This window comes from Pseudomonas tumuqii (assembly GCF_013184545.1).
In the GTDB taxonomy this organism is placed as follows: domain Bacteria; phylum Pseudomonadota; class Gammaproteobacteria; order Pseudomonadales; family Pseudomonadaceae; genus Aquipseudomonas; species Aquipseudomonas tumuqii.
Genome location: NZ_JAAOJA010000004.1, coordinates 140,309 through 163,238, shown reverse-complemented (window position 1 = coordinate 163,238; position 22,930 = coordinate 140,309). Strand labels below are relative to the sequence as shown.

Below are 22,930 nucleotides of genomic sequence, written 5' to 3'. Positions count from 1 at the left end.
ACGGCCTGCAGTTCCCACGCTCCAACATAAACACCGCTATGCCTGGGTCAGGCGACGCATGCCGTGCCGTGGCAACGCCTCTCAACCGCATCAGCTGGCGCGCGCCCGCCCACGACTTTACTGGGCCTGAGCCGCCTGAGCCGGCCAACCGCCACCCAGCGCCCGGTACAGGCCAACCACTGCACTCAGCTGTTGCTGGCGCGTCTGCGACTCGAGGAGTTCCGCCTGGAACAGGCTGCGGTCAGAGTCCAGCACCTCCAGGTAGCTGACCAAGCCACCGTCATAGCGCGCGCGCGACAGCCGCGCCGCCGTACGCGCCGCCTCGAGCTGGCGCTGCCGGGCGGTGTACTCGGCACGCGAAGTGCGCAAGCCGGTCAGCGAATCGTCCACGTCACGCAACCCATTGAGCACCGCCTGTTCGTAGCCCAGACGCGCCTGCTCGGCACGCTGGCGTTGCGCCTCCTCCACTGATTTCAGCTGCCCCGCGTTGAAGATGGGCGCGAGGATGTCGCCGAATACGTCCCAGCTTTCGCTATCGCCCTCGACCAGGTCGCTCAGATCGCGGCTCGCATAGCCGAAGCTGGCGGTCAGGGACAGGGATGGCAAACGCTGGGCGCGGGCCACGCCAATGCGCGCGGTCTCGGCGGCCAGTTGCTGCTCGGCAGTCACGATGTCCGGCCGCCGCTCCAGCAGGCTCAGCGGCAGGCCTGCCGGAACCTCGACAGGCAAGGTCTGCCGGGCCAGTTCCTCACCGCGCTCAATGACCCGCGGACGCGAGCCCACCAGTACGCTCAGGGCATTTTCGCTCTGGCGTACCGCCCGCTCGAATACCGCCACCGAGGCTTGGGCATCGGCGGCCTCGATCTCGGCCTGGTTGACGTCCAGCTCCGGCACCGTGCCTTTGGCGTAACGCTCCTTGATGATCCCCAGCGCATCTTCACGCGACTGCAGAGTGCGCACGGAGATGCGCAGCCGGTCGTCCAGATCCAGCAACTGGAAATAGGTGGTGGCCACCGAGGCAATCAACGAAATGGTCACGTTGCGCGCGCTTGCTTCGGTGCTCAGCAGCTCCGCCCGTGCCGCCTCCGTCGAGCGCCGCAACTTGCCCCACAGGTCCACCTCGAAGGAGGCTGCGCCGTTGAAGTAATAGCTGCTTGCGGTCTCGGCCGTGGCCAGGATGTTGCGGCTCGGCGATGACCGACCCGCCCCGGCCGCGGCGTCGATGAACGGATACTGGTTGGCCCGTTCGATGCGCAGGATCGCTGCAGCCTCCTCGATGCGCGAGATTGCCACCCCGAGATCGCGGTTGTTGGCCAACGCTTCCTCGATCAGCGCATCGAGCGTTTGGTCGGCGAACAGCTCCCACCAGTCGAGGTTGGCGAACGCCGGATCGGTCGCGGCCGGTTCCTTGTAGGCGCTCGGCACATCGAGTGACGGACGCTGATAGTCGGGGCCGACCATGCAGCCGCCGACCGCCAGCAGCCCGGATAGCAGCATGGCCGTCAGCAGCGGCCGCCTGGCGAATCCCTTCATGGCTTGGCCTCCTCGCTGGCCGGCGCGGCAGGTGCCGCCGGTTTCTTCTTGGCGGTGAGATAACGCTCCACGATCACGTAAAGACCCGGCACCAGCACCACCCCCACCAAGGTAGCCACCAGCATGCCGGCGAAGGAGGTCATGCCCATGATCTTGCGTGCCTCGGCACCGGCGCCACTGGCGAGAATCAGCGGGATCACGCCGAGAATGAAGGCCAGCGAGGTCATCAGGATCGGCCGGAAGCGCCGCCGCGCCGCCTCCAGCGCCGCCTCGACCGGGCCCTTGCCGCGTGCGGTCTCCGCGCGGGCAAACTCGACGATGAGGATGGCGTTCTTCGCCGCCAGGCCGATCAGCATCACCAGGCCGATCTGCGCGAACACGTTGTTCTCGTAGCTGGAGCTGAAGAAGCGCGCCAGCCAGAGGCCGAACATGGCGCCGAAGATGGCAATGGGCGTGCCGAACAGCACGCCGAACGGCAGGGACCAGCTCTCGTACTGGGCGGCGAGAATCAGGAAGACGAACACCAGGGCCATGACGAAGACGATGCTGCCGGAGCCTTCGGCGGCCTTCTCCTGGTACGACATGGCGTTCCAGGCGTAGGACATGTCGCTGGGCAGCACCTGCGCCGCCACCTCCTCCAGCGCCTTGAGGGCCTGGGACGAGCTGTAGCCCGGCGCCGGACGTCCGGTTACTTCGGCGGCGCGGAACATGTTGAAGCGGTAGGTGAACTCGGGGCCGTTGGTGGACTCGTCGGTGAGCAGGGTGTTCATCGGCACCATCTCGCCGGAACCGTTGCGCACATAGAACAGCGAGGCGTCGGCGAGATCCTTGCGGTAGTCGGTCTCCGCTTGCACATAGACCTTGTACAGCCGGCCGAAGCGGTTGAAGTCGTTGACATAGGCCCCGCCGAGGAAGGCGCCCAGGGTCTGGTTCACATCCGCCGGTTCGACGCCGAGCTTCATGGTTTTCTGGGTATCCACGTCCAGGAAGATCTGCGGCACCGTTGCCCGATAGGTGGTGTAGAGGCCGGCAATCTCCGGGCGCTTGGCGGCCGCCTGGATGAATGCATCGGTCTGTTCAGCCAGGTAATCGGGGCTGTTGCCGACCCGGTCCTGCAGCATTATCGAGAAGCCGGAACCGGTACCGAGACCCGGAATCGCCGGTGGCCCGAAGGCAATGGCGATGCCTTCATTGATCGCGGCCAGCTTGGCGCTGAGCCGATGGGCAACCTGGGTCGCCTGATCCGCGGCCGCGGGCCGTTCGTCCCAGTCCTTGAGCTGGATGAAGAAGAACGCGTTGTTGGTGGACGAAGCGCCCGAGAGGAAGCTGTAGCCGGTCACGGTGGTGAAGGACTCGATGGCCGAATCGGCCGCGAGGATGGCCTCGACCTTGGCGGCCGCGGCGTGGGTTCGCTCCAGCGAGGCGGCGTCCGGCAGTTGCAGGTTGGCCATCAGGTAGGCCTGATCTTCCTCCGGCACGAAGCCGCCGGGAACGGTGCGGAACAGCAACAGCAGCGCCAGCACCAGCACGCCGAGCACGGCCAGCGCACGCAACGGGCGATGGGTGAAGCGGCTGGTAACCCCGACGTATTTATCCGTCACCCCGTCCAGCATCCGGTTGAAGCCGTCGAAGAAGCGTGCAAGACGGCCTTTCTTGCCGTGAACGTGCGGCTGTAACAGTGTGCTGCACAGCGCCGGGCTCAGTGACAGCGCAACGATCGCCGAGATACTCACCGAAATGGCGATGGTGATGGCGAACTGTTGGTAGAGCCGACCGGTGATGCCCCCCATCGCGGCCACCGGCACGAACACCGCAATCAGCGAAAGCGCCGTGGCGATCACCGGGCCGCTGACCTCCTTCATCGTCTCGACGGTGGCCTGGCGCCGCTCCATGCCCCGTTCCATCTTCTCCGAAACGCCCTCCACCACCACGATGGCATCGTCCACCACGATGCCGATGGCCAATACCAGGCCGAGCAGCGAGAAGGTGTTGATCGAGAAGCCGAGCAGCGGGAACACCGCGAAGGTGCCGATCAGCGCCACCGGCACCGCCAGGGTGGGGATCAGGGTGGCGCGGAAGTTCTGCAGGAAAATGAACACCACCAGGGTCACGATGGCGGTGGCCTCGAACAGCGTATGGACGATCTCCTCGATGCCGGCAGAAACCGGCTTGGTGGTGTCCAGCGAGATCACGTACTCGATGTCCTCGGGGAAGCGTTCCTTCATCCGTTCCATCGCGCCGCGGATGTTCTCCGCGACTTGCAGGCCGTTGGCATCGGGCAGCTGGTAGACCGCCAGCACGGCGGCCGGCTTGGCATCGAAGGCACCGATCTGGTTGTAGGTCTCGGCGCCCAGTTCGATGCGGGCCACGTCACGCAACAGCACCTGCGAACCGTCGGGGTTCGAGCGCACCACCACCTCGCCGAACTGTTCCGGCGTCTCCAGGCGGCCGCGGGTCTGCACGGCATAGGCGAACTCGGTGCCGGCCGCCGCCGGCGGGCCACCGAGCTTGCCCGCCGGGGTCAGCACGTTCTGCTGCTGCACGGCGTTGACGATGTCCGGCACGGTGAGCGACAGGCGGCTGAGCTGGTCGGGCTTGATCCAGATGCGCATGGCGTAGTCGGCGCCACCGAAGATGGTGACCTGGCCAACCCCCTGAATGCGAGCGATCTCGTCGAGCACGTTGATCGACATGTAGTTGGTGAGAAAATCCGCATCGAAGGTGCCGTTGGGCGAGCGCAGGGTCACCAGCATCAACGGGAACGCCAGCGCCTTCTTGACCTTGACCCCCTTGCGCTTGACCTCCTCCGGTAATTGCGCGGAACCCTCGGACACGCGGTTCTGCACCAGCACGTTGGAGATGTCGAGATCGGAGCCGACTTCGAAGGCCACCGACAGGGTCATCTGCCCGTTACCGGCGTTGGTCGACTTCATGTAGAGCATGTTCTCGACGCCGTTGACCTTCTGCTCCAGGGGGGTGGCGACCGACTGCTCGACGTTCACCGCATTGGCGCCGTCGTAGGTGCCCTCCACCTTGATCTCGGGTGGCGTGATATCCGGATACTGGGCAATCGGCAAGCTCGCCATGGCGACCAGGCCGGCAATGATGATGATGATCGAAATCACCATCGCGAAGATGGGACGACGGACGAAGAACTCACCCATGTCAGGCTCCCTTCGCCGCAGTCGGTGGCAACTCGTTGGCCTCGGCTGGCCGCGGGCTGACGGTCATGCCTGGGCGCAGGCGCAGCAACCCCGCCACCGCGACTCGCTCGCCCGGCTGCAGGCCGGACTCGATCACCCAGCCGCTGCCGAGCCGCTGCCCCACCTGCACCTGGCGCACCTCCACCGTGTCATCCGGCTTGACGACGAACACCCGGTAGGCGGACTGCAATTCGCTGACCGCCCGTTGCGGCAGCACAATCGCGCCCTTGAGCTCGGCGGCATCGAAGCGGATGCGCGCGAACATGCCCGGGCGCAACAAGCCCTCGCGATTGGGAAATTCGGCCTCGATGGTCAGCGAACCGGTGGTGGGATCGATATTGCGGTCGACCTTGGTGGGCACCCCGCGGTGTTCGTAGAGGCTGCCATCGGCCAGGATCAGCGTCAGCGGAAGCTTGCCCATGTTGTCGAGGCCGCCATTGGCGGGGCGGTTGCCCTGTTGCTGGTCGGCCAGCCGCCGCGCCGCGTTCAGATAGCCGCGCTCGGTGATGGAAACCCGCACCGCAATGGGGTCGGTGCGCGATATCACGTTGAGCAGCCCGCCGTTGTTGCGCTGACTGACAAAATCGCCGATCTCGGCCTCCGACAACCCGATCAGGCCGCGCTCGGGCGCATGGATCCGGGTGTAACCCAGCTCGATCTGCGCCAGTTCGACCTGGGCTCTGGCCGCCTCCACGTAACTCTTCGCCGCATCATGGTTGGCAACGGCGGCATCCAGATCCAGCTTGCTGACGGCGTTGATCTCGGCCAACGGCCGGATGCGGTTCAGATCCGACTTGGTCTTGACCAGGCTGGTCCCGGCCTGCGCCAGCATCGCCTGGGCCTGGGCGACCTTGGCCTGGAAGGGTTGCGGGTCGATGGTATAGAGCAGAGCCCCCTTGTCGACGAAGGTACCTTCCTTGAAATGAATCCCGTCGAGGAAGCCATCGACCCTGGCGCGGATGGTCACATCGGTGGAGCCGATGGTCTCACCGATCACATCCAGAGGAATGTTCACGTCCTGAGCGGCAACGGTAACGAAGGGAATGTCCAGCAAGGCTGGTGGTGGTGCTTCCTTGCTGTCGCAGCCACTGAGCAGCATATGCACAACGGCGAACGCCATGCCAAGAAGCAGACGTTGATTGATTTTTTTCGACACGGTGCTTCCCCTCAACAATAGACCTGGCACGGCTCAGTCACACGGGTCACGAGGCAAGCCAGCCCTGGCTCGTCCGTGAGAACTTGCTGATGGTCTCCGTTTGCCAATCAAGGATTAAGAAAACGCTAAAGGACATCTTTCGCGACAAGCGATTGCAGGCGTCAGCACAGAACCTGTGCGGCAGTATCGAGCAGTGGCGGCGATCCCCTGCCGCCGCGAACAGCCGCGCAGTCCTGGTAAAAATCAGTATGGTCAAGGCCTGGCCTTTCGCCACAGTCAGTTATCTCCTTTTGGAATAGTCTGGCTCCGCCGAAGGTTTTCGCCGGCTGTCGCAAGCTCCTCGCGCAGCACCAACAGCGGCTGTTGAGAAGCTCTGAAATAACCGCTTTCCGGGCTATCGAGCAACGCGATCAGGGTCAGCACCACGGAGAACGAAAGCGCCAGCAACGGGATTGCCCATGAGCGCCCGGAACCGGCAATGGCCATCTGGTAGCCGAACCCGAGCATGGTCAGAACCAGCAACGCAAACAGAACCAGCCATATTTCATCGGGAAGCCGCGTTTCTATGCCGATGGTCACCCGTAGCGCATGCACATTGATCAGTTCGTTCAGCGATTCGATGTAGAGGGCGGCAACATCCGAGTTCATGTCCAGGCGGGCATTCTTCACCGCCATTGCCCAGAGCTGCCGTTGCACCTGTTCCGACTCGGCCACGGCCTTGCGGGTTTGCTCGAGACCGGCGGCCTGGGCCGCCTGCAGACGCCAATCCACGTATTCGGCCAACAGGCCTGCTGCTTTCTCACGATCATCCTGCGGAAGAAAATCGGAGCGCAGAAAGGCGGTGCGAATCGAGCCGGCGTCCTCGCGCACCAGTGCTTTACGCGTGTCGTAGCGGTCGGCGACGATCGCGAAGGTGAACGCCAGGATGAACGCCAGCAAGCCCATGGTGGCGCCGGCAATCGCCGAAGCCGACGATTCCTTTTCTTCATCGGAGCGCCTGTGCACGGCAAATCCAAGCCGATACCCCGCCTCGATCGCTACTACCATCAGGAGAACCGTTACCACGAAAAAACCAACGATCACGGACTCTGACTCCCCATGTTTTTCCGCCTCGGCCTGGCCCTATCCTGTTCTTGCAACGAACGCCCAGCGCTCCCAGGCTCGAAGGAGCCTGGCGGCTCATTGCCGCGCTTTTTCCGACCGCGGGATCTGCGACTCACTGATCCTCTCGGCGAGAAGCCGGCTGACGATCACGCCAGGAACCCATCCCCTGTCATGATCGTCATGCATGCGCGGCCCTGCCGGCGCTACTCGAACTTTTCGATATCGCGCACGATGCCGTCGATCACGCCCTTGAGGGTGGCCAGGGTGACCTGTTCCTCCTTGTTCTCCAGTTCCTTGCCATAGCCCTTGCGCACCACCTGCAGCACCGGCTGGCCGGTGCTGGCATCGCGCAGTTCGGCCTCGACGAACAGCTCGGTGGTGCGGTCGCGCGCGCCGGTGGCGCTGGTGGTGGCGGCCACGACCAGTGCGATGGGGATCACCTCGTAGGGCTTGAGCCCTTCGGCCTCGGTCTCCACACCGGTAATGGCGGCACGCAGGATCAGGGTTTGCGGGCCGGGCTTCGTCCCCTCCTCATGAACCTGGAAGCGCCGGCCAAAGGCGGCCTTGACCTGTTCTGAGGTGTAGGTCTGCAACTGATTCAGAGCCGGCGCGCCGATCTGCGCGGATGGACTTGGGGTGGGATAGAAGCCGATTTCCTGCACAATCACGTGCTTATAGCTGTCCAGCTTGACGCCGGGCGCTATCCAGCGCATGACCGGTTGCCCGGTGGCGGACGTGGCAGGTTGCAGCTGCGAGTAATCGGCGAGAAAGCCTGAGTACTGCGCAGGCTCGGTGACTTTCGACGCGCAGCCCGCGAGCAGCAGTGCGGAAAACAACAGCCCAGTGACGGCAATACTGGAACGCTTCATGGGGTGGCTCCTGTAGGGGGCAGTTACGTCAGGCTCATGCAGCCGCCAAGGATGCGGATGGCGGCATCTGGCCGGTGTTCAGGCGTGCTCGATCACAAGGGGCTTTTCTCCCTATGGCAGCGCGTAGACATGCGTCAGGATCTTGGCCATTTCGCCCGGCTCGCCGAAGTACTTCGTGTAGAGCGGCTCGTACTCGTCTGACCGGTACAGGTCGCTCAACACGGTGTCCACCAGCAGGCGGAAGTCCTCGTCACCGCGCGCCAGGGCCATGGACACCGGGGCGATTTCGAAGATGCGATCCAGCACCATCATCTGTTCGGCGGCCTGATTCTTCGCGAGGAAGTTCTGCAGCAGCATGCGCTCGGCGAAGAACGCACTGGCCTTGCCCTCGGCAACGAACTGCACGCCCTGCTCATGGCTGCCGACCGTGACCAGGGTGGCGATCACCCCGAGCCTGCGCAGCTTGTCGCGCACCCAGTCTTCGGTGACGCCGCCTTCAACGGTGGCAAAGGTGTGACTGGCCAACCCCTGGTTGATGGTCGCGCGCCAGGTCGGCCCGCTGTGCACCGCTTCGCCATTGAGTGCGTTCACCAACCCCGGCGCGGCGTCCTTGCGCACCACGACGGAGAGCCCGGCGGTGTACACCGGTAGCGAGTAGCTGATCGACTTGCGCCGCTCCAGGGTTTGCGGCGTCGGCGTGCAGAGGATGTCGATCGCGCCCGAACTGATCGCGCCAACCGCCTCGTCAACAGTCAACGCCTGGTAGCGCACCTGCATATCGCTCAAGCCCAACCCGGTTTTGACCCCGTCTGCGATCTTCAGGCACAGGTCGATGGCATAGCCGCCGACCTTACCGCCCTCCTCACTGCTGAACGGCGCGACGTCGGGTATATAGCCCAGAGTAATCGCGTTGTTGCTGCGTACACGTTCGAGCGTAGCGGCGCCGGCCAGCAGCGGCAGCAGCGCGAACAGACCCGCGAGCAGCAGACTTACGGTTTTGTGTGGCTTCATGTTCATATCCTGGTCCCTACTTTCAGATGTCTTGGCAATCCGGAAGACCACGTTTAGCGCTCGGCAGGCGCGGCCGCGACGGCCGGGCGCTCGTCGACAAAGTTCTTGGCAATCAAACCGTAGAGCAGGTAACCGATCGCCAGCACGATGGTGGCGCCGAACACCGCATCTTTGCCGGAGGCATAGATGGCGTAGTACGAGTAGGCCATCGCCACCAGCAGCACCAGCAGGTTGCGGGTATATACCGCCGAACTGACCTTGGCCTTGTGCATGATCACCAGCAGACCGGTGAGCGCAGTCACGTAGGGAATCAGGTTGGTCACCGCCGCCAGACTGACCAGCTTGCTGAACTGCTCACTGGCGTTGGGCGAGATGGTCGACAGGGCCAGCAGGGTCTGCAACACGCCACAGACGATCATGCCGATGATCGGCGCATTCGCCGCGGTGACCTTGGAGAACAGCTTGGGGAACAAGCCCTGGTCGGCAGTCATCTTGGCGGTCTGCGCCAGGGTGAACTGCCAGCCCAGCAGCGAGCCGATGCAGGCCATCACCGCCAGCACCATGATGATGTTGCCGACCGTCGGGTTGAACATCTGCGCGTATACATAGGCGAACGGTGCCGAGGAGTTGGCCAACTCGGCGTTCGGCACTATGCCCTGGATCACCGTGGTCGACAGCACATAGACCACCGCGGCGCCGAGGGTGCCGAACAGGCAGGCCAGCGGTACGTTGCGCTTGGGATCTTCCACCGCATCCGAGCTCTGCGCCGCCGATTCCATGCCGAGAAAGGCCCACAACGTCAGCGGGATGCTCTGGGTGATGGCGTCGCTGACGGCGATGTTGTTCGGGTTCCAGGCGGCGGCAAACACCTTCGTATCGAACCAGAACCAGCCGATCACGCTCAGCCCCGCCACCGGAATGATCACGCCCCAGACGGTGACAGAACCGATCTTGCCGGTGATATTCGGGCCGCCGAAGTTGGCCACCGTGGTCAGCCAAAGCAGGGTGACCGTACCGACGAACAGCGGAATGGCGCCGCTGCCCAGCCAGGGGATGAACGAGGTGAGATAGCCCACCGCGGAAATGCCGATGGCCACGTTGCCGATCGCCAGCGACAGGAAATACAGGAACGAGCAGAGAAAGAACGCCGACTTGCCGTGCGCCTCCTCGCTGTAGGCTGACATGCCGCCCGAGCGGTTGCAGAAGATGCCGCATTGGGCAAAACAGTAGGCGATGGCCATGGAACCGATCGCGGTGATGATCCATGACAGCAGCGAGACTGCCCCCAGTTGCGCCATGTTCGCGGGCAGCATGATGATGCCCGAGCCCATCATGTTCACCGCCACCAAGGTGGTCAGCCCGAACAGGCTCATTTTCTTACTTGAATCAGCCATACAAGACTCCTTGCTCTGCTCGAAGCGATGACCCTGGGAACGCCGCACTACCGCGCGCCCCGGGTGATTAGGCGCTACTGTTTGACCACATAGACCCTGTAGGTAAGTTGACCCTGGGCGTCGCGCTCGACCTCGACCCCATGGTTGTCATGGCCAAAGCCCGGGAAACGGCCATCGAATAGTTCCATCGCCAGCAGGTAGTCGACGATGGCGCGCTTGTCGGCTCCAGCCTTCTCTCCCGGCATCATCAGCGGGATGCCCGGCGGATAAGGGACAATCTGCACGGCGACGGTGCGGTCCAGCATGTCGCGCACGGCGATCTGCTCGATCTCGCCCCTGACCAGCCGGGCGTAGGTGTCGCGCGGCGAGGACACCGGGTCGGGCAGCAGGCTGAAAGCCGCATCCATGTTGTGCAGCAGGCGCGAGGCCAGCATCTCCTGGTGCATCTCCTCGGCCAGATCGCGCAGGCCCATGCCGGCGTAGCGCTCGGCGTGGCCGGCCACCAGGTCGGGCATCACCAGTTCCAGCGACGAGTTACCGTCGTAGTGTTTCTTGAACTCCATCAGGCCGGCCACCAGCGAACCCCACTTGCCCTTGGTCACGCCCAGGCTGAACAGCAGCAGGATGGAATAGGGCTCGGTCTTCTCCACCACGATGCCGCGGCTGGAAAGGAAGGAGGACACCAGCGGCGCCGGAATGCCGCTGCCTTGCATCTCGCCTTCCAGGGTCTGCCCCGGGGTCAGCACCGTGACCTTGATCGGGTCGAGCATGCAGTAGTCGGCACCCAGGTCGCCGAAGCCGTGCCATTTGGCCGTGGGCTCGAGCACCCAGGCATCGCCACGATGAAGGCGCTGCGGGTCGAGGTCGGCAAACGGCACGCCATCGACCTCGTCCGGCTGCCACACGCCGAACCACCAGTCCTTGGCATCGCGCATGTGCATTTCCTTGCCCAGGCGCACCATGGCCTGGCGGAAGGCGATGGCTTCGCCAATCGATTCGTCGGTGAGGTACTCGCCGGCATCGGCCATCATCTTGGTCGATACATCGGTGGAGGCGATGATGCTGTACTGCGGCGAGGTGGAGGTGTGCATCATGAAGGCTTCGTTGAACAGCGCCGGCTTGACCGGCACCTTGCCCGAACGGATGTGGATCATCGAGGCCTGCGACAGGGCCGCGAGCAGCTTGTGGGTGGAGTGGGTCACGGTCACCGTGGCGTCGTCGGCATGCCGCTCGCCGCGGTACATGCCGTAGCGCCCCTCGTACAGCGGGTTGAAACGCGCATAGGCGTACCAGGCCTCGTCGTAGTGGATCCGATCGACCGTGCGGCTCAGCTCGCGGGTGGTGGTCTGCACGTTGTAGCAGAGGCCGTCGTAGGTCGAGTTGGTCAGCACTGCCAGCACCGGGCGGGCCTGCTTGTCGCGCGCCAGCGGGCTGTCGGCGAGTTTCTGCGCGACCGCCTCGGGAGTCAGCTCGCTGTGCGGCACCGGGCCGATCAGGCCGCGCGCGTTGCGCCGCGGGCGCAGGTACAGCGGCACCGCGCCGGACATGTTCAGCGCATAGTTCAGCGACTTGTGGCAATTGCGGTCGACCAGCACGGCATCGCCGTCGGTCACCGCCGAGTGCAGGACCATCTGGTTGCTCGCCGAGCTGCCGCCGACCGAGAAGAACGAGTAGTCGGCACCGAATACCCGGGCCGCGTAGCGCTCCGCCTCGGCTACCGGGCCGGAGTGGTCGTTCAGCGAACCGAGCTGGCCGACCGACACGCTGAGGTCGGAGCGCAGCATCTGCTCGCCGTAGAAATCGAGGAAACTGCGCCCCACCGCGGTCTTCATGAAGGCGGTGCCGCCGGTGTGGCCGGGGGTATGCCAGGAGTACTCGCAGGTGTCGGCGAAGTTGACCAGGGCACCGAAGAATGGCGGCAGGATGGTGTCGAGGTAGCGCTTGGCAGCCGCCGCGATGCGTCCGGCGATGAACTCGGGGCTGTCTTCCGGCTGCCAGATGAAACCGTCGACGTTCTCGACGAACTCCAGGGGTACCCGGCTCTGGTGCACCTGGCTCATGCCCAGCATGATCGGCAGCTGGGCGGTACGCCGACGGATCAGGCGGATGACCTGCAGCGCCTTGTCCAGGTCGTGCTCGCACAGGCCCCAACCGAGGATCACGCAGGAGTAGGCAGGGTCCGCGCGGAAGACGATTTCCGCATCTGCCAGGGAGCCCACCAGCTCCACCTCAATCTCATGCGCCTGCAGCGCCTGGCCAATCGCCTGGGCGCTGTGGGTGACGATGCTGTCTTCAACTCCGCGGGTGCTGAGGACGATCAGCACCGGGTAGCGCTGTGCCAGGGACGCGGGCAGCGCGGTATCCGAATGAGGCATGAGAGACTCCTGTAGTGATGGAGGTGGAAGCACTCGCCTTACTTGAGGCACCAGAAGTGGTAACCGCCATCCTTGTGCTCGGCGCCTGACACTTCCTTCTCGAATCCGGGGAAGCGCTTGCCCCAGTCCTGCAGCGCCAGGATGTAGCTGAGCCAGGGGCCGTCCAGCGCACCCAGGTTCTCGCCCGGCATGACGATCGGAATGCCCGGCGGATAGGGCATGATGCCGACCCCGGTGACCCGGTTGGCCGCCCGATCGAGCGGCAGCAGTTCGGCATCGCCGGCCTGCAGGGCCTGGAAGGCGGCGCGCGGGGTCATCTCGATCGGCGGCAACTGGCCAAAGGCCTCGGCCTGCAGGGCATCCATGCGGCTGCTGCGCATGTGTTCGAACATCTCCAGGCTGAGGTCGCGCAGGCCCATACCCTGGTAGCGCTCGGGGTGCTGCGCCACCAAGTCGGGCAACACCCGTTGCAGCGACACGTTGGCGTCGTAGTGGCGCTTGAAGGCCAGCAGCACGTTGATCAGCGTGCCCCACTTGCCCTTGGTCACGCCGATGCTGAACAGGCACAGCACCATGAAGTCGGTGATGCGCGAGGGCACGATGTTGTTGCGATAGAGGAAGGCGCCGAGCACGGGCGCGGGAATCCCCTCCGCCTCCAACTGACCGTCGGCGCCCATGCCCGGCACCATGATGCCGACCTTGATCGGGTCGAGCAGGCACCAGCCCTGTTCCAGGCCGGCAAAGCCGTGCCATTCGGCGCCCGGCTCGAGTTCCCAGCAAACCGCATCGGTCGCCAGCTGCTCGGCGTCGGCGTCGGCGAAATCGACCAGCTGGCCACTGCCGTCGCGCACCCGGGGGGCGTTCCACGGCTGGAAGAACCAGTCGCCGCGACTGGCGAACTCGCGATGGACGCGTGCCAGCGCCTGACGGAAATCCACCGCCTCGCGAATCGAGTCCTGGGTCAGGCTGTAGCCGCCATTGCCATCCATCATCGCCGCGCCCACCTCGTTGGAGGCGAACATCGCATAGAGCGGCGAGGTACTGGCCTGGATCACGAAGGACTCGTTGAAGCGGCTGTGCTCGATCGGGTTGCGGCCGTTGCGGATATGGATGAACGAGGACTGCGACAGCGCCGCCAGCAGCTTGTGGGTGGAGTGGGTGGCGAACACCGTCGGCGCGTCGGCCTGGTGTTCGGCCGGGTCGCCGCGCATGGCGAAACGCCGGCGATACAGCGGATTGAAGCGCGCATAGCCGTACCAGGCCTCGTCGAAGTGGATACGCGCGCTGCTCTGCGCCAGCAGGCCTTCGGCACGTTCGGCGTCCAGGCACATGCCGTCGTAAGTGCAGTTGGTCACCACCGCGTAGACCGCCTGGTCACCCTTGGCCTGGGCCTTCAGCGGATGGCTGGCGATGGCTGCGGCGATGCGCTGCGAATCGAACTGCTCGGGCAGGATCGGTCCGATGATGCCGTAGCGGTTGCGCGTCGGGGTCATGTACAGCGGCAGCCCGCCACTCAGCACCAGGCCCTGCTCGATGGATTTGTGGCAGTTGCGGTCGCACAGGGCGAACTGGTTTTCGCCGACGCAGGCCATGAAGATGGCGCGGTTGGAGCCGGAGGTGCCGTTGAGTACCGCATAGCTGGCATGGGAGCCGAAAATCCGCGCGGCATAGGCCTCCGACTCGCCGACCGGGCCGCTGTGGTCGAGCACCGAGCCGAGGTTGCCGCGCTCGATGCCGCTGTCGGCACGAAACAGGTTTTCGCCGAAGAAGTCGAAGAACACCCGGCCCACCGGCGATTTGGTGAAGGCGATGCCACCCTGGTGCCCCGGCGCCGCCCAGGAGTGTTCCTCCTTCATGGTGTAGCGGATCAGCGCATTGGTGAAGGGCGGCAGCAGGTTCTCGAGGTAGCGCTCGATCGCGGCGATCACCCGCCCGGCGACAAAGGGCGCGGTGTCCTCGAGCATCCAGACGAATTCGTCGGCCAGTTCCATGGCTTCGACCGTGAGGCTTTGCTTGGCACTGCGATCGGCCATCAGGAACACCGGCACGTGCTCGTGGCGCTGGCGGATGGCGCGCAACAGTTCCAGGGCCAGCGCATGGCTGGCGGTGTCGTTCTTGCCCAGGGTCCAGTCGACGCAGATGCAGTGCAGCGCCGCATCGGCAACCACCGACGCCAGCCCGTCCTCGTAGGAGGTGGCCTTGACCACCGCGGTATTACGGTTGTGGAACTCGTCCACCAGGTCGTTCAGCACCCGACCCCGCGCACTCAGCGGATTGACGAGGTCATCGTCGACCAGCAGCACGCGTTTCTTCAGTTGAATATTGGTGCGTCCGATCATCAATCCTGCCCTCTAATCCGGGATAGCAGCAGTTGCAGACTGCTACTGAGAGCAGGAGCCAACCGCATTCGCATTGCTAATGCTCCCCTGCCCGATTTGCTCCACGCTAGCTGGCGATAACCGGACAGCAAGTCGCATGAGCGCAAAGATGCTCGACGCCTGATCTAGATCAAAGATTTCTAAGGAAAATTCACCTGGAAATTTTTGCGTGATAACCGCGATTGAGTTGCTGATGGAAGAGGCGTTTTCTATCGTGCAACGCCGTTGCAGGGGCCATTGCCCCGGCGCCGCCACTCGACTCGCTGTCTTCCCGAGCAGCGCTACGGTTGAGTGGCTATGCTGGGCTTACCGTCTCGGTATCGATGCAGCGGTCTACAAGGAGAAAATCGATGCAGCTCATGCCCACTTCCGACAAGGCGCTGTCTCGCGGCCTGCTCGATGTCCTGATTCGTGCCGGCCTGATCGCCGTGCTGGTGATTTTCTGCTACCGGGTCTTCCGCCCGTTCCTCGATCTGATGCTCTGGTCGCTGATCCTGGCGGTCACCCTCTACCCACTGCAGATAAGGCTCAAGAGCAAGCTGGGCAACAACGACGGCCGCAGCGCGACGCTGATCGCGCTGATTGCCATCGGCGTCCTCATGGTGCCCATCTACCTGCTGGGCTCATCCTTGGCCGAGTCGGTGGAGAATGCCCTGGCCGTGGTCAAGAGCGGCAATGTCCATATTCGCCCGCCGGCCGAGTCGGTCGCCGACTGGCCGCTGGTGGGTAAGCCGCTGTATACCTTCTGGCTGCAAGCCTCCACCGACCTCACCGGCGTGGCGCAGAAGTTCACCCCGCAAATCAAGGAGCTCGTGCTCACAATGCTGGGCAAGCTCGCCGGCCTCGGCATGGGCCTGCTGGTGTTCATCGTCGCCCTGATGATCGCGGGCATCTTCATGGCCTACGGCGAGGGCGGCAGCCGTAGCGCGGTGGAGATCGCCACGCGTCTGTCCGGTCCGGACAGGGGACCGCAGATCACCCAACTGTGCACCGCCACCATCCGCGCGGTGGCTCAGGGCGTGGTCGGCATCGCCTTTATCCAGATGCTGCTGATCGGCGTCGCCTTCGTCCTCAAGGGCATCCCCGGCGCCGGGCTGCTGGCCCTGGCGGTGCTGCTGCTCGGCATCATGCAGTTGCCGGCGACCCTGATCACCATCCCGGTGATTGCCTTCGTCTTCACCACCGAGGGGGCCAGCACGGCGACCATCGTCTTTGCCATCTACGTCTTCGTCGCCGGTCTGGCCGATAACGTGCTCAAGCCACTGCTGCTCGGGCGGGGGGTCGATGTGCCGATGCCGGTGGTGCTGATCGGCGCCCTGGGCGGCATGGTCACCAATGGTGTGATTGGCCTGTTCATCGGCCCGGTGGTGCTGGCGGTCGGTTACCAGTTGTTCTGGCAATGGGTCAGGGATCAACCGAAGGATGGCGGACCGGACAGCCAGCAACAGACCTGACTGCGCCATGTTGCCTTCACGTCTCCCAGGCCGATTCCTCCTGCTCGGCGCCCTCGGCCTGAGCGGCTGCATGCGCCTGGGGCCGGATTTTCAGCCACCTGGCGAGGCCTGGCTCGAGCAGTGGCGCAGTGCGGCCATCGAGCAGGCCAGCCAGCCGGGGGCACAACCCGATATCCGCGAGTGGTGGCTGGTGTTCGACGACCCGGCCCTCGACCGCCTGATCAGCGAAGCCGACACCCACAACGCCAGCCTGAAGATTGCCGGCCTGCGGGTGATGGAAGCCCGCGCCCAGCTGGGCATTGCCCAGAGTGGGCGCTACCCGCAACTGCAGCAGGCCAGCGCCGACAGTTTCTACCTGGACCGCAACCAGTCCGGTGGGCGCAATGCGCAGGACAGTCAATTCTGGCAGCACAGCCTGGGCTTCGACATCGGCTGGGAGCTGGATTTCTGGGGCCGTTTCAGCCGGGCCATCGAGTCGGCCGATGCCGCCTACTTCGCCGCCGAGGCCAATTACGAGGACGTGCAGGTGCTGCTGCGCGCCCAGGTGGCGGAAACCTACTACGCCCTGCGCACCACAGAGGCCCGTCTGCGCGTGGCCCGCGAGAACGCCGAGCACCAGCGGCGCAGTTTCGAGATCACCGAGCGCCTGTTCCGCAGCGGCGAGAGTGACGAACTCGATCTGCAACAGGCCAAGACCCAGTACCTCGGCACCCTGAGCAGCCTCCCGGAATTCGAGGATCAGGTAGCGCGCACCCGCAACGCCCTGGCCGTGCTGATCGGCCGCCCTCCCGGCCAGTTGCCGGAGCTGGTCGAGCGCGAAGGACTGATCCCGCTGATCGACCACGCCGTGCTGCAGGATGTGCCGGCCGACCTGCTGCGCCGACGCCCCGACATCCGCGCCGCCGAACTCAATGTCGCCGCCCAGTCGGCGCTGATCGGCGTGGCCAAGACCGATCTCTACCCCTCGCTGAGCCTGCTCGGCAGCATCGTCTGGTCCACCAGCTCGCTGGACGGCGCGCCCGATACCCTGGATCTGGTCGGCGGTCCCAGCCTGCGCTGGAACCTGTTCGACTACGGCCGCATCGACAATAACGTGCGCGTGCAGGACGCCCGCCTGCAGCAGCTGATCGAGGTCTACCGCGACAGCGTGCGCCAGGCGGCGCGCGAGGCCGACGACGCCGCCCGCGGCCTGAGCAAGGCGCTGGAGCGCGAGCGCATCCTGCGCGAGGCGGCGATATCCGCCGAGCGCTCGCTGACCCTGGCCAGCGCCCAGTACCGCGAAGGCTACGCCGACTTCCAGCGCGTGCTGGATGCCCAGCGTGCGTTGCTGGTGCAACAGGACAACTACCTGGTGACGCGCAACAGTGCGGTGAGCAACCTGATCGCCCTGTACAAGGCCCTCGGCGGTGGCTGGCACAGCGCCCAGCCCAGGGTCGATCAGCTCAGCCGCGCGCAGATGCAGCAGCGCACCGACTGGGGCAACCTGCTGGATGAGCCATCGGCCGGTGATGCCCCGCTGCCAAACAAGGACAGCCAAGATGAGTGACGCAGCCCAACCCGCCCCGCCGCTTCCGCCCACTCCGGCGCCAAAGCCGCCCGCCGACCCGGTGAACCAGGGCGTGAAGTGGGTGATCGGGCTGATCGCCCTGAGTCTGCTCTGGTACCTGCTGGCCGACCGCTTCACCCCCTACACGCAACAGGCACGGGTGCAGGCCTTCGTCGTGCCGGTGGCCGCCGAAGTGGCCGGCCGGGTGATCCGGGTACTGGCGCGCAACAATCAGATGGTCGAGGCCGGCGACGTGCTCTTCGAGGTGGATCCCGAGCAGTACCAGATCGCCGTCGAGCGGGCCCGCGCCGAGCTCGAGTCGACCCGCCGGCAGATTGCCGCCAGCACCGCCGGCATCGACTCGGCGCAGGCTTCCCTGCGCGCCGCCCAGGCCAACGAACTGAAGTCGCAGCAGGACCGCGAGCGCCTCGAGCGGCTGTACCGCGAAGACCCTGGCACCATTTCCCTGCGCCGCCTCGAGGTGTCGCGGGCCAGCCATGTGCAAGCCATCAGTCAGGTCGCCGCGGCCAGCGCCGAAGTGCAGCGTGCGCGCGAACAGCAAGGCGGCAGCGACGAACAGAACGCCCTGCTGCGCAGCGCCGCCACCGCCCTGAAGAAGGCCGAGCTGGATCTCGCCAATACCCAGGTGCGGGCACGTTCGGCCGGTCTGATCACCGACCTGCGCACCGATGTCGGCCAGTTCGCCGCGGCGGGCAATCCGCTGATGACCCTGATCACCATCCAGGACGTGTGGATCAATGCGGAAATGACCGAGAACAACCTCGGCCGGCTCGAGCCCGACACGCCGGTAGCCATAGTGCTGGACGCCCTGCCCGGCAAGGTGTTCGCAGGCCGGGTGCGCAGCGTCGGCTACGGCATCAGCGTCGGCCAGAGCACTGCTCCCGGCACCCTGCCCAACGTGGAGAACAGCCGCGACTGGCTGCGCCCGGCGCAGCGCTTCCCGGTGATCATCGAGTTCGCTCCGGGCGAAGTGAGCAAATTGGCCAAGCTGCGCGGCATCCGCGTGGGCGGCCAGGTCGACGTCATGGCGTTCCCCACCGAGGGCAATCCGCTCAATCCACTCGGTCGCCTGTTCCTCTACCTGATGAGCTGGCTGTCCTATGCCTACTGAGTACGCTCATGCCGACCCGGCGTGAACCCCGCGCCCAACGTGCGCTGCGCCTGGCCAGCGGCACCGCACTGTGCCTGGCCGTCAGCTTCGGCCTGGGGCTGCCGCTGCCGTTCATTGCGCCGCTGTTCGCCCTGTTCCTGCTCGCCAAACTCAATCGCCCGCTGTCGCTCAAGGCCGCGCTGGGCCTGACCCTGGTGGTGATGCTGACCACCGGCAGCGGCCTGTTGCTGATCCCGTTGCTGCGCTACGCCTCATTCAGCGGCGTGCTGCTGGTTGGCCTGTGCCTGTTCCTGGCCTTCCGCCACGGGCTGAGTGGTGGCAACGGCCTGCTCACGACCTTCCTGGTGATCGGCCTGACCATGATTTCGGCCGCCGGCACCGCCGATTTCGCCCTGGCCCTGATGGTCATCAATGCCCTGGTACAGAACCTGCTGCTCGCCGTGCTGATCTTGCCCCTCGGCCACTGGCTGTTTCCCGAGCCGGCCGACGCCCCGGCATTGCCGGTCGAACCGCCCCTGCCCGCAGAGGAGGTCGGCTGGGTGGCGCTGCGCGCTGCGCTGGTGGTGCTGCCGGCCTACCTGCTGGCATTGATCAATCCAGCCGGCTACATGGCGATCATCCTCAAGGCGGTGAGCCTCGGCCAGCAGAGTTGCACGGCCACGGTGCGCAATGCCGCTCACGAGCTGATCGGCTCGACCCTGCTCGGCGGCCTGCTGGCCATCCTGTTCTGGTGGGCCCTCGGCCTGTTCGTGCACCTGTGGATGTTCTTCCTGTGGATGCTGCTGTTCGGCCTGCTGCTGGCGCGCAAGCTCTACCGCCTCAGCCCGACCCGGCAAAGCCCCGGCTTCTGGCTGAACAGCCTGGTGACCATGATCATCCTGCTTGGCCTGTCGGTGCAGGACAGTGCCAACGGCCAGGATGTCTACAGTGCCTTCGCCATGCGCATGGGCCTGTTCATCGCCATCAGCCTGTATGCCTGGCTGATGGTCTACCTGCTGGATCGATACCGCCAACGTCGCCAGATACGCCAGCCCGACTGCTGAGGAGATTCGCCCATGCTGCTCAACCTGCTGGCCGGCCTGCCCGTGATGCTGCTCTGCCTGGTCATGGAGGCCATCTTCGTGACCCTGTGCCTGCGTTACTACGCCAGCCACTACAAGCGTTTCAAGCATGCCGGGCGGAGCCGCAAATCGCTTGCCCTGAATATCCTGCTGCTGGGGATGGTGATGCTGCTGATGCTGCTCGGCAATTTCGCCCAGATGATCATCTGGGCCGCGCTGTTCGTGCTGATCGGCGAGTTCGAGGAATTCGCCAGCGCGCTGTATTACTCGGCGGTCAACTTCGCCACCCTGGGCTACGGCGATATCGTCATGTCCGAACGCTGGCGCCTGCTCGGGCCGCTGGAGGCGGCCAACGGCATCCTGATGTTCGGCGTCTCCACCGCGGTGATGACCGCTGCGGTGATGGATGTGATCAAGCACAACATCGCCGAACTGAAGCAGAGCGAACGACCTTAGACCAAGCCTCAATGCCAACAGCAAAGGCGACAGCAAAGGTGTCCCCGATGTGTTGGCACGTAGGCATTGATTGCCCGGTCGAGGCGACTAGAACTTGTCGATATCGCGCACGATGCCATCGATCACGCCCTTGAGGGTGTCCAGGGTGATCTGCTCCTCCTTATTCTCCAGTTCCTTGCCATAGCCCTTGCGCACCACCTGCAATACCGGCTGACCGGTGCTGGCGTCGATCAGTTCGGCCTCGACGAACAGCTCGGTGGTACGGTCGCGCGCGCCGGTGGCACTGGTGGTGGCGGCCACGACCAAGGCGATCGGAATCACCTCGTAGGGCTTGAGTCCCTCGGCCTTGGTGTCCACTCCGGTAATGGCGGCACGCAGGATCAGGGTTTGCGGGCCGGGCTGGGCACCCGCCTCGTGCACCTGGAAGCGCCGGCCAAAAGCGGCCTTGATCTGTTCGGAGGTGTAGGCCTGCAACTGGGCCAGAGCCGGGGCGCCGATCTGCTCGGACGGACTCGGGGCGGGATGGAAGCCGATCGACTGCACAACCACGTGCTTATAGCTGTTCAGGTTGACGCCTGGCGCCATCCAGCGCAAGACCGGTTGGCCAGTGGGAGACGTGGCCGGTTGCAGGCGCGAGTAATCGGCGAGGAAACCGGAATACTGCTCCGGCTCGGTGACTTTCGACGCGCAGCCGCCGAGCAGCAACGCGGAAAACAATAGCCCGGTGACGGCAATGCTGGAACGCTTCATGGTGTTGCTCCTGTGTGGTGACGAGTCGATCAGTAACGCCAGGTGATGGAACTGCTGAGGACATGGATGGCTGCATCGGCGAATTCGCCGGACGTACTGATGCGCTCACCGACACCCTTGCTCTGCGCGATGGGCATGTCGCCCATCCAGATAAAGGCATAGCCGAGGTTCAGCTCCGCGTCCCTGTTGAAAGCGTAGGAGATGCCAGTGGCCAGGCGCCAGGACTCAGCCATCGGCGTGTCAAAAGTGCGGTCACTATCGGCAACCGCCGAGCTGTCATATGCCAGCCCGGCTTGCCAGAGCAGCGCGGGCGTCGCCTGGTACTGGCTGCCGATAGCCAGGTGCCAGGTGTCACGGTATTGACGATCGGTCGTTGCCGACGTCGGGTTGTCGGAATCCAGCTCGATGCCGACCCGACCGAACTCCGACCAGTCCTGCCAGCCGGCACTGGCCAGCAGCGCCCACTGTGCGTCGAGCGCCTGATAGAGGCTGAGGGTAGCGGTTTGCGGAATCGTCATGTCGATGTGCAGCGGTGCGCCGAGGATGCCGCGTTCATCGAGCTGCGTGACCAGCGCGGGGCGCAGGTCGGCGATGCTCAAGCGATCCTCGAACTCAAGATCGACTGCCGTGGTGTAACTCAGGCCGATGCGGGTGCCGGCGCGCGGCTGGTAGATCACCCCGAGGTTGGCACCATAGCCCCAATCGTCGCCCTTGTAATGCAGTTGCCCATCGGCGAAGTTGCCAATACCCAGCGGGTTGTTATCCACCGCCACGTGGGTTTCCAGCGTGCCGTATACCGCGCGCAGGCCGAGGCCGACGGACCACTGCTGGTTGAGCCGGTAGGCCATGCCGGGCGCCAGCGAGACACTCATGATGCTGGCATCCTGGACGAAATAACGGCCGCTCCAGTCTTCGTCGTAATCACCCGCCAGGCCGAAGTCGCCATACAGGCCAAAGCCGACGCTGAGAGCCTGGTTGACTGCATGGCTGACGAAGAAGCTGCCGCCCGGCAGCCACTCGAGGATCTGCCCGCTGTCGGCGCCGGGCTGACTACCCGCCTGGTCATCGAACGAGAGATCGCCATTCACCACCTGCAGACCGCCGCTGACCTGAGTGCCCGGCAAGAAGGCCAGGCCGGCCGGGTTGCTGGCCAGGGTGGATGGCCCCTGGGCACGTGCGGCGGCGCCGGCGTTGGCCAAGCTGACGTTATCGCTAGCGTACTCATACAGCAGGATACCGCCAGCCTGGAGCATGCCGGGACTCACGAGACAAAGGAGACTACTCAACCAGACAAGGGACGGGCTCGCGATGCGCATATGGACATCCTTGATGAAACATCTGCTGCGACTAGCGGCCCAGATAAACGGGCCGTGAACTCCCGTCAGAAGCCAAGATGGAGAAGCGTGAGACGCTCCGCCACAAGCTCGATTAAATGGCACTTCAGCTTCTGATATTTAGTCTGGACCCGGAGTTGTGTCAATTTACGAGCAAAAGCAGATTCGCTCACA

Annotated in this window: 16 protein-coding genes; 5 read left to right on the top strand and 11 right to left on the bottom strand. The window is 64.6% G+C overall.

What is annotated here, in order from left to right; translation table 11 throughout:
• Nucleotides 1–117 precede the first annotated feature (117 nt).
• From G9C89_RS09710 to G9C89_RS09670, 9 genes are all read right to left on the bottom strand, one after another.
• Nucleotides 118–1,533, bottom strand: a complete 1,416-nt coding sequence (locus G9C89_RS09710) for an efflux transporter outer membrane subunit (RefSeq protein ID WP_172147671.1) — start codon at nt 1,531–1,533, stop codon at nt 118–120.
• Entirely contained in the window at nt 1,530–4,697 is a 3,168-nt protein-coding gene (locus tag G9C89_RS09705; RefSeq protein ID WP_172147670.1) for an efflux RND transporter permease subunit, read from the bottom strand. Before G9C89_RS09705 ends, G9C89_RS09710 begins: the two co-directional genes overlap by 4 nt.
• A 1-nt stretch (nt 4,698) precedes the next feature.
• Nucleotides 4,699–5,892: an efflux RND transporter periplasmic adaptor subunit gene (locus G9C89_RS09700; protein WP_172147669.1), complete on the bottom strand. Its 1,194-nt coding sequence runs from the start codon at nt 5,890–5,892 to the stop codon at nt 4,699–4,701.
• Nucleotides 5,893–6,168: 276 nt separating this feature from the next.
• The gene (locus G9C89_RS09695) at nt 6,169–6,975 is read right to left on the bottom strand and encodes a bestrophin-like domain (RefSeq protein ID WP_172147668.1); all 807 of its coding nucleotides are present in this window, start codon (nt 6,973–6,975) and stop codon (nt 6,169–6,171) included.
• 224 nt (nt 6,976–7,199) lie between these two features.
• On the bottom strand, nt 7,200–7,865 hold the full coding sequence (locus G9C89_RS09690; RefSeq protein ID WP_172147667.1) for a DUF3313 domain-containing protein: 666 nt from the start codon (nt 7,863–7,865) through the stop codon (nt 7,200–7,202).
• Nucleotides 7,866–7,976: 111 nt separating this feature from the next.
• On the bottom strand, nt 7,977–8,882 hold the full coding sequence (locus G9C89_RS09685; RefSeq protein ID WP_172147666.1) for an amino acid ABC transporter substrate-binding protein: 906 nt from the start codon (nt 8,880–8,882) through the stop codon (nt 7,977–7,979).
• Nucleotides 8,883–8,929: 47 nt separating this feature from the next.
• Nucleotides 8,930–10,270: a putrescine-ornithine antiporter gene (gene potE / locus G9C89_RS09680; RefSeq protein WP_172147665.1), complete on the bottom strand. Its 1,341-nt coding sequence runs from the start codon at nt 10,268–10,270 to the stop codon at nt 8,930–8,932.
• A 74-nt stretch (nt 10,271–10,344) separates the two neighbouring features.
• Entirely contained in the window at nt 10,345–12,645 is a 2,301-nt protein-coding gene (locus tag G9C89_RS09675; RefSeq protein WP_172147664.1) for an Orn/Lys/Arg family decarboxylase, read from the bottom strand.
• A 38-nt stretch (nt 12,646–12,683) separates the two neighbouring features.
• Complete coding sequence (locus G9C89_RS09670) at nt 12,684–14,984, bottom strand: Orn/Lys/Arg family decarboxylase (protein WP_172147663.1); 2,301 nt, start codon at nt 14,982–14,984, stop codon at nt 12,684–12,686.
• A gap of 389 nt (nt 14,985–15,373) precedes the next feature.
• Between G9C89_RS09670 and G9C89_RS09665 the strand changes: the two genes are divergently transcribed.
• The 5 genes from G9C89_RS09665 to G9C89_RS09645 are packed head-to-tail and all read left to right on the top strand — an operon-like array spanning nt 15,374 to nt 20,672.
• On the top strand, nt 15,374–16,477 hold the full coding sequence (locus tag G9C89_RS09665) for an AI-2E family transporter (RefSeq protein ID WP_172147662.1): 1,104 nt from the start codon (nt 15,374–15,376) through the stop codon (nt 16,475–16,477).
• Nucleotides 16,478–16,484: 7 nt separating this feature from the next.
• Nucleotides 16,485–18,023 (top strand): efflux transporter outer membrane subunit, encoded by a 1,539-nt coding sequence (locus G9C89_RS09660; protein WP_172147661.1) that lies wholly within the window; start codon nt 16,485–16,487, stop codon nt 18,021–18,023.
• The gene (locus G9C89_RS09655) at nt 18,016–19,155 is read left to right on the top strand and encodes an HlyD family secretion protein (protein ID WP_172147660.1); all 1,140 of its coding nucleotides are present in this window, start codon (nt 18,016–18,018) and stop codon (nt 19,153–19,155) included. The genes G9C89_RS09660 and G9C89_RS09655 overlap by 8 nt, the downstream gene beginning before the upstream one ends.
• Before the next feature lie 8 nt (nt 19,156–19,163).
• Nucleotides 19,164–20,198 (top strand): DUF2955 domain-containing protein, encoded by a 1,035-nt coding sequence (locus tag G9C89_RS09650; protein ID WP_172147659.1) that lies wholly within the window; start codon nt 19,164–19,166, stop codon nt 20,196–20,198.
• 12 nt (nt 20,199–20,210) lie between these two features.
• The gene (locus tag G9C89_RS09645) at nt 20,211–20,672 is read left to right on the top strand and encodes a potassium channel family protein (protein ID WP_172147658.1); all 462 of its coding nucleotides are present in this window, start codon (nt 20,211–20,213) and stop codon (nt 20,670–20,672) included.
• A gap of 87 nt (nt 20,673–20,759) precedes the next feature.
• On the opposite strand, the gene G9C89_RS09640 is transcribed toward G9C89_RS09645, so the two are convergent.
• Nucleotides 20,760–21,422: a DUF3313 domain-containing protein gene (locus G9C89_RS09640; protein ID WP_172147657.1), complete on the bottom strand. Its 663-nt coding sequence runs from the start codon at nt 21,420–21,422 to the stop codon at nt 20,760–20,762.
• Nucleotides 21,423–21,451: 29 nt separating this feature from the next.
• Nucleotides 21,452–22,675 carry an OmpP1/FadL family transporter gene (locus tag G9C89_RS09635; protein ID WP_256674157.1) on the bottom strand — a complete coding sequence of 408 codons (1,224 nt, stop codon included), beginning with the start codon at nt 22,673–22,675 and terminating at the stop codon, nt 21,452–21,454.
• Between the last annotated feature and the right edge of the window lie 255 nt (nt 22,676–22,930).

What these genes read in the sequence shown, in the direction of transcription:
- G9C89_RS09710 (WP_172147671.1), bottom strand. Translation starts at nt 1,533, where the DNA reads ATGAAGGGATTCGCCAGGCGGCCGCTGCTGACGGCCATGCTGCTATCC.
- G9C89_RS09705 (WP_172147670.1), bottom strand. Translation starts at nt 4,697, where the DNA reads ATGGGTGAGTTCTTCGTCCGTCGTCCCATCTTCGCGATGGTGATTTCG.
- G9C89_RS09690 (WP_172147667.1), bottom strand. Translation starts at nt 7,865, where the DNA reads ATGAAGCGTTCCAGTATTGCCGTCACTGGGCTGTTGTTTTCCGCACTG.
- G9C89_RS09685 (WP_172147666.1), bottom strand. Translation starts at nt 8,882, where the DNA reads ATGAACATGAAGCCACACAAAACCGTAAGTCTGCTGCTCGCGGGTCTG.
- potE (WP_172147665.1), bottom strand. Translation starts at nt 10,270, where the DNA reads ATGGCTGATTCAAGTAAGAAAATGAGCCTGTTCGGGCTGACCACCTTG.
- G9C89_RS09675 (WP_172147664.1), bottom strand. Translation starts at nt 12,645, where the DNA reads ATGCCTCATTCGGATACCGCGCTGCCCGCGTCCCTGGCACAGCGCTAC.
- G9C89_RS09670 (WP_172147663.1), bottom strand. Translation starts at nt 14,984, where the DNA reads ATGATCGGACGCACCAATATTCAACTGAAGAAACGCGTGCTGCTGGTC.
- G9C89_RS09665 (WP_172147662.1), top strand. Translation starts at nt 15,374, where the DNA reads ATGCAGCTCATGCCCACTTCCGACAAGGCGCTGTCTCGCGGCCTGCTC.
- G9C89_RS09660 (WP_172147661.1), top strand. Translation starts at nt 16,485, where the DNA reads ATGTTGCCTTCACGTCTCCCAGGCCGATTCCTCCTGCTCGGCGCCCTC.
- G9C89_RS09655 (WP_172147660.1), top strand. Translation starts at nt 18,016, where the DNA reads ATGAGTGACGCAGCCCAACCCGCCCCGCCGCTTCCGCCCACTCCGGCG.
- G9C89_RS09650 (WP_172147659.1), top strand. Translation starts at nt 19,164, where the DNA reads ATGCCGACCCGGCGTGAACCCCGCGCCCAACGTGCGCTGCGCCTGGCC.
- G9C89_RS09645 (WP_172147658.1), top strand. Translation starts at nt 20,211, where the DNA reads ATGCTGCTCAACCTGCTGGCCGGCCTGCCCGTGATGCTGCTCTGCCTG.
- G9C89_RS09640 (WP_172147657.1), bottom strand. Translation starts at nt 21,422, where the DNA reads ATGAAGCGTTCCAGCATTGCCGTCACCGGGCTATTGTTTTCCGCGTTG.
- G9C89_RS09635 (WP_256674157.1), bottom strand. Translation starts at nt 22,675, where the DNA reads ATGCTCCAGGCTGGCGGTATCCTGCTGTATGAGTACGCTAGCGATAAC.